General features: G+C 45.4%; 10 protein-coding genes and 1 pseudogene. 6 read left to right on the top strand and 5 right to left on the bottom strand.

Annotated elements, in window-relative coordinates:
- Nucleotides 1–26 precede the first annotated feature (26 nt).
- The 3 genes from QUA45_RS25825 to QUA45_RS25815 all read left to right on the top strand — a co-directional run bounded on the left by QUA45_RS25825 (nt 27) and on the right by QUA45_RS25815 (nt 4477).
- The gene (locus tag QUA45_RS25825) at nt 27–2465 is read left to right on the top strand and encodes a CHAT domain-containing tetratricopeptide repeat protein (RefSeq protein WP_333222590.1); all 2439 of its coding nucleotides are present in this window, start codon (nt 27–29) and stop codon (nt 2463–2465) included.
- A 226-nt stretch (nt 2466–2691) separates the two neighbouring features.
- Nucleotides 2692–3024, top strand: a complete 333-nt coding sequence (locus QUA45_RS25820; RefSeq protein WP_333222588.1) for a hypothetical protein — start codon at nt 2692–2694, stop codon at nt 3022–3024.
- Nucleotides 3011–4477 (top strand): hypothetical protein, encoded by a 1467-nt coding sequence (locus QUA45_RS25815; protein WP_333222586.1) that lies wholly within the window; start codon nt 3011–3013, stop codon nt 4475–4477. The genes QUA45_RS25820 and QUA45_RS25815 overlap by 14 nt, the downstream gene beginning before the upstream one ends.
- A gap of 116 nt (nt 4478–4593) precedes the next feature.
- Here QUA45_RS25815 and thiL read toward each other — a convergent pair whose 3' ends face one another.
- From thiL to QUA45_RS25800, 3 genes are all read right to left on the bottom strand, one after another.
- Nucleotides 4594–5589 carry a thiamine-phosphate kinase gene (thiL, locus tag QUA45_RS25810; RefSeq protein ID WP_333222584.1) on the bottom strand — a complete coding sequence of 332 codons (996 nt, stop codon included), beginning with the start codon at nt 5587–5589 and terminating at the stop codon, nt 4594–4596.
- A gap of 32 nt (nt 5590–5621) precedes the next feature.
- Complete coding sequence (locus QUA45_RS25805; RefSeq protein WP_333067685.1) at nt 5622–5936, bottom strand: hypothetical protein; 315 nt, start codon at nt 5934–5936, stop codon at nt 5622–5624.
- Between the two features lie 240 nt (nt 5937–6176).
- Entirely contained in the window at nt 6177–7301 is a 1125-nt protein-coding gene (locus QUA45_RS25800; RefSeq protein WP_333222582.1) for a peptidylprolyl isomerase, read from the bottom strand.
- Between the two features lie 431 nt (nt 7302–7732).
- Here QUA45_RS25800 and efp point away from each other — a divergent pair, with 431 nt between their 5' ends.
- The 3 genes from efp to QUA45_RS25785 all read left to right on the top strand — a co-directional run bounded on the left by efp (nt 7733) and on the right by QUA45_RS25785 (nt 9450).
- Nucleotides 7733–8290: an elongation factor P gene (efp, locus tag QUA45_RS25795; RefSeq protein WP_333100978.1), complete on the top strand. Its 558-nt coding sequence runs from the start codon at nt 7733–7735 to the stop codon at nt 8288–8290.
- A gap of 179 nt (nt 8291–8469) precedes the next feature.
- The gene (accB, locus tag QUA45_RS25790) at nt 8470–9027 is read left to right on the top strand and encodes an acetyl-CoA carboxylase biotin carboxyl carrier protein (protein WP_333100979.1); all 558 of its coding nucleotides are present in this window, start codon (nt 8470–8472) and stop codon (nt 9025–9027) included.
- Nucleotides 9028–9057: 30 nt separating this feature from the next.
- Nucleotides 9058–9450, top strand: coding sequence for an ArsR/SmtB family transcription factor (locus QUA45_RS25785; protein ID WP_006631662.1), 393 nt, complete (start codon nt 9058–9060; stop codon nt 9448–9450).
- Between the two features lie 108 nt (nt 9451–9558).
- Here QUA45_RS25785 and QUA45_RS25780 read toward each other — a convergent pair whose 3' ends face one another.
- Nucleotides 9559–10329, bottom strand: coding sequence for a GerMN domain-containing protein (locus QUA45_RS25780; RefSeq protein WP_333100981.1), 771 nt, complete (start codon nt 10327–10329; stop codon nt 9559–9561).
- Nucleotides 10330–10774: 445 nt separating this feature from the next.
- A pseudogene (locus QUA45_RS25775) lies at nt 10775–10999 on the bottom strand (photosystem II q(b) protein); the annotation flags it as partial.

The raw sequence follows: 10999 nt of genomic DNA, 5'->3' as shown, positions 1-10999 counted from the left end.
ACGCTATTAACTATTAACTATAACCTATGAATGAAAACGGCGATCGAGTTCACTCCGAAGGTGAAGATTCCCAAGAATATGCAGAATTTATCCTAGAATTATTGAAAGCAAAATCAAGCTATAGCGATATTAAAGTAATTTACCCGATACTAAAACAACGGCAACATCTCCTCGATACCCGTTTTGCCGAGACTTTACAGCAAGTAGCCCAGAATTTAATTGCCGAGGAAAATCCACAAAAAAATGACTCAATTGTCGCCGTCATTGAAAATTTGAGTAATCATATTAGTAACTTTCCCCTTGGCAGTAGAGCGAATAATATTGAAATTGCCATTACTGGTTATCAAATAGTTTTAAACAATCGGCAACCGGGAAGCGAAAAATTTGCTCAAACTCAAAATAACCTAGCTACTGCCTACTATTTCAGGATAAACGGTTCGCGGGCCGAAAATCTGGAAGGGGCGATCGAGTTTTATCAGGCAGCTTTAACTGTCTATACCCTTGAGGATTTCCCTGAATATTGGGCAACGACTCAAAATAACCTAGCTGCTGCCTACAGTCACAGGATAAAGGGTTCGCGGGCCCAAAATCTGGAACGGGCGATCGAGTTTTTTCAGGCTGCTTTAACTGTCTATACCCTTGAGGATTTCCCTGAAGATTGGGCAGAGACTCAAAATAACCTAGCAGTTGCCTACAGTGACAGGATAAACGGTTCGCGGGCCGAAAATCTGGAACGGGCGATCGAGTTTTATCAGGCTGCTTTAACTGTTCGTACCCTTGAGGATTTCCCGTTCAATAATGTATTAACATTAAATAACCTGGGCTGGGCTTATCTTGACAAACTAAACTACATCAACCAAGAAAAATCAGAAGACACAAAGCAAAAAGCAGCAACTCTCCAAAGTGCCTACAATACCTTTAAGAATGCCATAACCGGAGCCGCCAAACTGCGGAAGTTGGAATCGGGGAATGAAACCAAGCAAAAACACGACTTGCAGTGGGATAGGCTTTACAGGGGTATGGTGCAGGTATGTCTCGATCGCGAAAGCAACCAAGAAGCACTAGAATATGCCGAAGCCAACAAAGCCCGCAACCTTGCAGAAGTAATCGCCCAAAAACAGGAAATCCCCAAAACCCTAGCACCCATCACCTTCAGCGAAATTACCCAACTCCTCACCCCAAACACCGCCCTCATTGAGTGGTACATCACCAACGCAGAAATCATCACCTTTGTCGTCACTTACCCCGACGTGCTGACAGTGCACCGCCACCGTCAATGGGATGAATTAACCGATTTATTTATTAAATACCGGCAAGCCTACAAACAAAGCAAAACCCACTGGCAAAAGCAACTTGCTACCTATCTCCAACGCCTCGCAGACATCCTCCAAATCACCACAATTCTGCCGCCATCAACTACCCGCTTAATCCTAATTCCCCACTGGTTGCTGCACCTGTTCCCCCTCCACGCCCTACCCCTAAGTGACGGCAAATTCTTATTAGATAGATTCCTCGAAGGCATTCAATACGCCCCCAGTTGCCAACTCCTGCAACAGATTACCATCCACCCAAATTTTGACCAACTCCTCGCCCTGCAAAACCCCACCTCGGATCTGAATTACACCGATTTAGAAGTTACCAGCATCGCCCCCAAATTCGCGATCGGTCAAATTCTCTCCGGCGATGAAGCGAGTAAAACAAATCTCCTAGAAAAGTATCTAGATCGGTTAGAAAACGCCCACTGCGCGCACTTTTCCTGTCACGGCTCCTTTAATCCCGACGATCCGCTAAAATCGTTTTTGATTTTGTCTGGGGGTATCGTAGGGGAAGAACCCCCCCAGCCCCCCTTGCTAAGGGGGGAGCAAGATGTTGTTAAAGTCCCCCTTGTTTCCAAGGAAGAACCCCCCCAGCCCCCCTTGCTAAGGGGGGAGCAAGATGTTGTCAAAGTCCCCCTTACTAAGGGGGATTTAGGGGGTTCCGAGCGCTACGTGGAATGGCGCGAAGGCAAAACAGCCGATATTAACAATTGTCTAACATTAGCAGACATCTTGCTATTGCAATTCAAACATTGCCGCCTAGTCGTGCTTTCCGCCTGCGAAACTGCACTCATTGACACCAATAATCGCTCCGATTATATTGGATTGCCGACAGGATTTATCCACGCCGGAGCAATGGGAACCCTAGCCAGTCTTTGGGCTGTCAACGACCTCTCCACCGCGTTGATAATGGTAAAATTCTATGAATTGCTACAACCTGGAGTTAGCATCGGTAAAGCCCTCCACGATACCCAGCGCTGGTTTAAGTCGGCCGCGACTTCAGATTTGCTAACATGGGTAAAGGAATCCGATAGCTTTGATGCCGATCGCAAAGAATATACTGAAGAACTGCTAAGACGTTACAATGATGATGAAAAACCCTACGGCGATGTTTATCATTGGGCAGCGTTTTGTGCGATCGGATTATGATACTCATGGCTAGCCAGAAACCGGGTTTTTCACGACAATACTGTGCTAAAATGTTCAAATTCGATAAAAACTCGCTTTCTTTACACTGCGCGCTATCGACCTATAATTAAAACGTACAAATAGAGACTATCGCCGAAGCTCAACAAATACCAGCCGAACAAAATTAATCAAACTACAGGTTGAATCGGTTTCAAATTCCAGTAACATTCATTCGCCAGTAAAATTTATGATGAAAAGCGTGATTTTCTTGGAACTTTATAACGCCATTACCACAAACCCGGAGATTCTTACTCCGCCATTTATTGAAGAATTACTCAAGACAGTTTTACCTTTAGCGGAGTCTGAGACTGATGATAAAGTTGTCAAAGAAGCGATTAACAACCTTTATCGAAATTTTACAGAGGTGAGAGATAGGATTGGCGATGTGAGAAAAAATCTCGATGATGCCGAAGCAGAAGTCACGCCCGGTTATGAAACACTCATCAATACATATCCCGATATCAAAAAACTAGAAGCAAGCTTGAAAAAACGCATTGACAAAGCAAATGCTAAAAATTGACCATCCCCAAATCTACATCTACAGCTACCAACTCAGCCGCGAAAGCAAAACCGAAGTCAAATCTATCTGGACTTGGGCTAATAATATCTGGCAACATTTCAGCCACGAAAAAGAGCTAAATTTTTCCCAAGCCAACCTCGGTTATCCCCTCACTAAAGTCAAGAAATTCTCGCATTCAAATAAAATTGATGGTTCCTTCAAGTTTTGCCGTCTGGATGATAGCGAAGGCATTTTAGCAAGAATTGGCAGCCCAGAAACGGATGAAAATAAAGATATAGATATCGCAGCATTAAAAGATTTTAATGTTAATAATCTCATGCTTGCTGAGAGTTATGAAGATTGGCTGGGACAGACTATTTTTATTACCTACAAATTACAAACCTATCAACCTCGCACTAAAAAATACCTCCGCCAAGTTGCGGATGAATGTTTAAAGAATCTGTTCCCCGAAGCATCTGTGCGTCTACCTTTTTACCGCGATACTGAGTTACTGGGTTCTCCAATTTTTGAGTACAGTTCGCTCAAAAGTCAACTACAAGTCTTTGTTTATCTGGTTGACGATGAGATTGAGGAAAAATTAGGGCAAATTCTTCAACCTTTATTTGAACTGTTTTATTACCGCCATAAAATCACTACAGCTTTTCTGGATAGCCGCAAAAATTATGATTTACTCAAGGGACTATATGCAAAAATTGAGGGGATAATCGCTAACTTAGAAACAAAAATCCCTCAGTTTGAATCGAACAATGATGTTGCTTCCCAGGAAAAGGTTAATACAGATGAGTCTTTAACCTCTCTGAAAATCACACTCAAACAGTTACTTCGAGAAAGTTTGGATTATGAAAGACTATTAGAATCTCTGGAAGATTTTAATAATACGATTAATATTCATGTTTACAATTATCAGGAAAAGCTGGCTCAAATCTGTGATAAATGGCAAGCCTCAACCGAAGATTTAACAACATTCAAGTTTTTTATTGATAGAAATTCTCCGTATTTTGAAAGACAAATTCAGGGTGATTTAGGATATTTCAAACATGGCACTGATTTGATTAAGATTGCGGTCGATTTGGTGGCGGGGATTGTAGATATTGAACAAGCAGAAATCGATCGCTCCCTAGAAAGAACCATTCAAATACTCGGTACTGGATTAGGGGCTGGAGGCATTGTGGTGTCTGCGGTTGCGAATTATGTAGAGAGAGACATAGTGTTCAGAATACCTCAAAATGGCGATCGCATTCATCCGGCTGTAGCTAGTCTGTTGTGGAGTCTCTTGGCGGTAATTGTGGTTTCGGGATTGGTGGGCTGGATTAATGGTGCGTGGAAAATCAATAAGTACAGATGGTTTGGGCGTAAGTCTGAACCTCCGAGATTCCCCGATTCCCAAAGTCCACCAGTTAATGATATGTTACAGGAAGCGGCGGAAGTGCGATCGCCCACTGAACAAGAATAAAACTCAACCATTACCGTTAATGATATGTTACAGGAAGCGGAAGAAAGACTCGGCGGTTGAAACCGCGTCTATACAAACGATGTCCGCCGGACGCCGACTAAGAGATAAGAGAGAATTTAGAAGTGTTGAAATCCTCGATCGAGCTTTAATAGAGCATTAGGATAAATACCGCTGCTATCAGTTAACCAGATATCGGTGCTATCCGTAGCGGTTCCCACAATCGCGGCTCCATTTCCTATTTTTTCTACCAATAACTCAGCATTTGCGATCGGCAAAAACAGCACTAACTCGAAGTCTTCACCCCCGTACAAGGCCCAGTCTAAAGCTGTCTCGGTGGATACAATTTCGCTGAAAATATCGGGAATTGGTAGTTTTGTGCGATCGACTTTTGCGCCAACACCGCTAGCCTGACAAATTTGAATAATCGCATCAGCTAAACCGTCGCTGCTGTCCATTCCGGCGATGGAAAACTTACCCGCAGAATCTAAAATCTCCCAAACAACCGGCAAAACATCGAGTCTCGGTTTAGGGCGCTGGTGAGCGAGAATTAAAGAAGCTCGATCGACTTCTGTAAGATTTTGCCCGAATTCTGGATTTAACAGCAATTCTAATCCCGCGCGGGAGGCTCCGTGAACCCCAGTAACAACAATCGCCCACCCCGATCGCGCATTTGACCGACGAATGGTACGATCGCACTCAACCTGTCCGAAAGCAGTAATCGCCACCGTCACCACCGGCGATCGCACAACATCGCCACCGACGATCGGCGTATGATATTCTTGCAAGCAAGCCGTCATGCCCCGATAAAAGTCTTCTACCCACTCCACAGCCGTATCCCCTGCCACAGCGAGGGCTACAGTCACCGCCAGAGGCTTTGCTCCCATAGCCGCGAGATCCGACAAATTCGCTGCTGTGGCGCGCCATCCTGCGTAATAAGGCCCCGTAGTGCGATCGCTGAAATGCACTCCATCCACCAACATATCGGTAGTGATAGCGAGAGATTTGTTGGGAGTTGTAGCCATGACAGCGCAATCATCACCCACTATCTCTGCAGGACAGAATTTTTGCAATATTCTTAAAAGGCCTTGTTCACCGATATCTTTAACTTGCATAAATTTGAATTAGTCGATCGCACTTTCTCACTTCACCATTCCTTACCCGAACTCGGTGGCAAGCGCAACCTAGGAAACCTATAAAAAGTATCCCCTTCATCATCTACCTCTAACACCGCCGAAAAAATCTTCACTTGCCGAGTTAAATACTGCTGAGCAACTTCTGCCTCAACCCTAGCATTAGCTGCCAGTTGAATCAACGAAATTTGACTGTTTTGAGTTTCCAACAACTCATAAAAAGCCTCATCCAACCGCTGTTTTTGCTTGCTCTCATTCACACTTTTGACAATCAGCAATCCTGTGAATCCGCCCAAACCTATTACCAATAAAAATTGTAAAATAGCCATATTCTAGACTTAATTCCTAATTTCAATAACGAAACTATAAAAATTATCTCTTTTTCGAGCCCGCTGAGGCGAAATTTATCTGTGCAGAAGCGATTTCAATCTCTTTCACCACCATCTAGAAACGATTTAAATCGCAGTCACTCTTGATTTTTTAGCCCGCACAGGCGGGCTTTGTTGGTGTAAAAGCGATTTCAATCGCCGTCACTTTTGACAAGCAGCGATTTCAATCGCCGTCATTAATTAAACTTGAGGTCGCACCAAATTTTCGATTCCTTTAACTACCTTAGCAGATACAATCTTGTCTCCCTGCTTCAGTTGCTCCAAAACTTCTTTTCCTTCAATCATGTAACCAAAAACAGCATAGCGGCCGTCCAACAAATTCAGACCTGCGGGCGTGAGTTCAGGTTCAAACAAGAAAAAGAAAAACTGAGAAGAAGCGCTATCAGGGTCAGTTTCTGTACGGGCCATGGCCACAGTACCAAAAGCAGAAAAAGGCAAAACAGGTTCGTCGCGATAACGTCCCGCATCTTCTAGAGTAATCCCGTAAATAGGTTCTTTTTCGTCCCTGACGAGCACTTCTAGCGGCACATTCCGGTATTTGCCAGTAGCTGGGTCAATAAAACCGACTTCCTTGCCTTCGGGGTCTCCGGTTTGCAAAACGTAGGATTCTTCCGATCGAATAAACGGCAAACCGTCATAAAAACCTCGATCGACCAAATCCACAAAATTACCAGCCGTAACCGGGGCGCTGTAGCCGTCAACCACAACAGTAATTTCCCCTTTTTCAGTTTGTACAGCCACAGTAGCGCGCCCTTTTAGTTGAGGCAGATTAGCATACTTGGCAGGCACTTCAAACGGAAACTTTGTCACCATCAATTCTTCGATTTCGCCTACCGAACCTAAGATTGTGGCTTTCAAGTCAATCACTTTGTCCCTGTCTTTAGCCTCAACAGCCTTTTCCAGTTGAGCAACTTTCTCCTTGACTCCTGCAACTAGCGCCTCAGCTTCCGGCTTTTTGCCATCGGGAATACTCTCTAAAAGGTCAGATTCCCGAAGGTTGAGAATCCTGGAAGCCTTGCTGACATCACTGCTAATGGGCCCCCAACGTTTAGACCGTATGTGGTTGCCAATGTCTTCGAGACTAATTTGCAACTCCCGCACAGTCTGATTGTCAATAGGTAAAGCGAAGCGCAGCAGCGCCCGGCCGTCCGTAATCGCATTACCCGCAGGCATACTGCTGCTGGGGCGTTTGGCATGGGAAACTGAACTGAAACTCAGGGAGAGAGTGAACAGCAAGAGCGCTAAAGCGACGGTTTTGCCCCAGCGCTTGCACGTATCGATCGAGAAATTAGGCCAATGCAACATAACTTTAACTTTTATTGCCTCTCTTATCTTCCCACAGCGCTGCCCGCCCTCTAAGCTGCTACCCATCTAAAGTGTCTGTTGGTTTGGCTGGGGAGGATTTGCCCACTAACAACAGTCAACAGTCAACTGACAACAGCCCACTGCCCACTGCCATTAACATTTCAGTAAAGCACTTGCTCCCTTTGAACGGTAAAATAAAATGCCAATTGCTTTTTTGATGCCGTCAGCTAAACTGCAGCTTTAACCTGACCCGCTCAAAAACGGATACAATCCCCAGACTCCTGTCGTGGAGAGATCAAAATTTTAGACCAAGGTTCAATCTCCCAAATTCATCTGTGGAGTAAATCTAAAATCTAAAATCTAAAATCTAAAATCGACTGACTGTAGTTCCCCCGTGCCCCAAGGCGACGGGATTGCCCGCAAAAATTTATATGATCTCTAGTAACGACTTTCGACCAGGTGTTTCAATTGAATGGAATAACGGCGTGTGGCGGGTTATCGAATTCCTCCACGTCAAGCCAGGAAAAGGCTCGGCTTTCGTGCGGACAAAATTAAAAAACGTCCAAACCGGAAACGTAGTAGAACAAACCTTCCGGGCGGGCGAGACTTTGCCTCAAGCCAACCTGGAAAAGAGCGTGATGCAACATACCTATAAAGAGGGCGACGAGTTTGTCTTTATGGATATGGAAACTTACGAGGAAAGCCGCCTCAATGCTAAGCAAATAGGCGATCGTGTCAAGTACCTCAATGAAGGTATGGAAGTCAATATCCTTCGCTGGAACGACCAAATCCTGGAAGTGGAACTGCCCAACTCTGTCGTCTTGGAAGTGACACAAACCGATCCTGGAGTCAAAGGAGATACTGCCACTGGTGGCAGCAAACCCGCCATCCTCTCCACTGGCGCTCAGATTATGGTGCCTCTATTTATTTCCATTGGAGAACGGATTCGGATTGATACTCGTGAAGACAAGTACCTCGGCCGAGAGTAGAAACGAGGGAGGAAAAGGGAGTTTTTAGTTCTGAGTTATGAGTTAAAGAAGTCAAAATTCAACACTCATCGCTCACAGCTTAAAAACTGGCCCTTTTGCCTCCAAACTCGCTGAATTATCCTAGCTTCGCCTGAACCAGAATTTTCAATTTTCAATTCTTAATTACCCTTGAATCTGCTGTGCAACTAGACTTAAACCAGCTTTGCGAACTGCTAACTGTATTAGACAAAACTGGCATTTCGGAACTGACCTTAAAAAGTGGAGAGATTGAACTGACAGTACGCAAAGGCATTCTGACAAGTTCACCAGCAACCGCTGCTGCGCTCCCTGCTGCCGTGCCTACAGTCGCTCCCATCGCGTTGGGTGCTGTTGCTAGCCCCACCTTAGCGTCACCTCCTGCTGTCCACCAAAATTTAGGAGCCGAGTCTGCTGAGACCCCGGTCACCGCCCCTGTCGCTGTACCTGCTGCCGTACCTGCTTCTGTCGATACGAAATGGGTGCCCATTATCTCGCCCATGGTAGGAACATTTTATCGCGCTGCTGCTCCCGACGAGCCACCTTTTGTCAATGTGGGCGATCGCATCAAGGTCAATCAGACAGTCTGTATTATCGAAGCGATGAAGCTGATGAACGAGATCGATGCGGATGAAGTCTCCGGTCAAGTGATGGAAATTTTAGTTCAAAATGGCGAACCTGTCGAATACGGTCAAGTGTTGATGCGAATTAATCCGGATTGAAGGATTACTTTATTGTTATGGACAGAATAAATGCTAATATTTCCCGATCACTTCTCTCCGGTGAGTTTGATGAAGTCATCCCAGCCTGTCCCGCAAGAGGTCGTACAACAAGTTGCTGAGTATTTCAGTATTTTGAGCGAACCCATGCGTTTACGAATTTTGAACTTGCTTCGCGACGGCGAAAAATGCGTGCAAGAATTGGTGGAAGCTACTCAAACGAGTCAAGCCAATGTTTCTAAGCACCTAAAACTCATGCTCCAAGCTGGTATCCTCACTCGCCGGAGTGAAGGGACTTCAGCTTATTATAAGGTGCAGGACGAGTTAATTTTTGAGCTGTGTAATATGGTGTGCGATCGGCTTGCTAGCAGGATCGAACAGCAAGCCCTACACTTTCGGGCATTTAGCCTAACTACGAAGCACTAAAAATTAGTTGCCAGTTCTCAGTCCTCAGTCATGAGTCATCAGTTATCAATTCCTACGATCGGCCTTCAGACCGATGACTAATGGCTTGTAACTAATGACTCATAATTGCTAAAGGGGAAAATTTTTGTCAAAACTTTGACGGGTACTCGGCTGAGCCACCTCCAAACCTTCGCCGCCTAAAAGTTCTAAAGGCTTCCCTTCCACCGAAATCCAAACCTTGGTATTCGGTTGTAAACTCGTAGCGGTATAGATAACTTGCCCTAACCGGCCAGTCATCGAATTGCTCCCTCCCCCCGAAGTAAATTCGGCTGACAAATCGACATAAACTCCGTCATTCTTAACACTTAAACCCCTGAGTTTTGTCCCCTTAGGAATTTCGCTAGAAACAGTTCCATCCTTCGGCCCCGCCAACAAACTATTAAAAGCAGCTTGTAAAGCTGCATCAGGCTTGTCAGCTTGTTTGACCGCTACTTTCGTAGGAACTCCCTCAAATTTACCGCTGGCATCTTTAACCCAGTAGACTTGCACTGTCTGGACATCCGTCTGCGGCAAAGGCTTTGGCTGCGGCGACTTTGGGACTAGAGCCTGCGGAGTCTGAGCTTGCGGCGTCTGAACCTGCGGCGTCTGAACCTGTGGCGTCTGAACCTGTGGCACTTGTACAGGATTTGGAGGGGGTACCGGGATAACTACAGCAGGAGATTCCGCAGGGCTTGGGGACAGCGACGGAGCGGTAGTTTGAGCAGAAGACTGCGTAACTGCAGGGGTTGGCGAACGGTTCGCGGTCCACCAGGCAATGCCCCCTCCTGCCAGTAAAGCCAACCCGCAAACACCAGCAATGACGGGTGTGGAGACGCGGCGTACTTCTTGTCCATCTTTCATAATACAAATTCTCCTTACAGATAGAGCGCTTGGGACGGTGAGGAGCGACTCCCGATCAGCTACATTTGTCTATGGTTAGATTCTGGAATTGACACAATTGCATTGCTGCTAGCAAACACTTTATAGCAAGCCCAACATATCCTGAATCCGACTATTGGAATCCTAGACCATAATATAAGATTTCGCCCGTGGAGTATGTCACAGTATCTCGATCGGCCTAGTGGCTATGTTCTATAGTAATCATAAAAAACTAAAGAATAAAGGAAGAAAAAATAAGTAAAAAGGAAGAAGGAAAGCAACGAATGGATGTAACGGAGGTAAGGGGGTAAGGGATTTAAGGGATTTAAGGGATTTAACGGATAGAAGCAGGTCTCTAAAAATATTTTGCCCAAACAAAAAGCGCCCCTATTACTAGGAGCGCTTTTTGTTAATCGATAGCTAAAACTTAGCCATTGATAGAAGGAGCAACCAAAGCTACTGGAGTGACTTCACTAGCAGCCAAGTCGAGCGGGAAGTTGTGAGCGTTGCGCTCGTGCATTACTTCCATACCCAAGTTAGCGCGGTTGATCACATCAGCCCAAGTATTGATGACACGACCTTGAGAGTCGATAATCGATTGGTTGAAGTTGAAACCGTTCAAGTTGAAAGCCATCGTGGAGATACCCAAAGC

The organism is Microcoleus sp. Pol12A5, from assembly GCF_036701435.1.
Taxonomy (GTDB): Bacteria; Cyanobacteriota; Cyanobacteriia; order Cyanobacteriales; family Microcoleaceae; genus Microcoleus.
The sequence above is the reverse complement of the archived record's forward strand: the minus strand, read 5'-3'. Positions and strand labels throughout refer to the sequence as shown.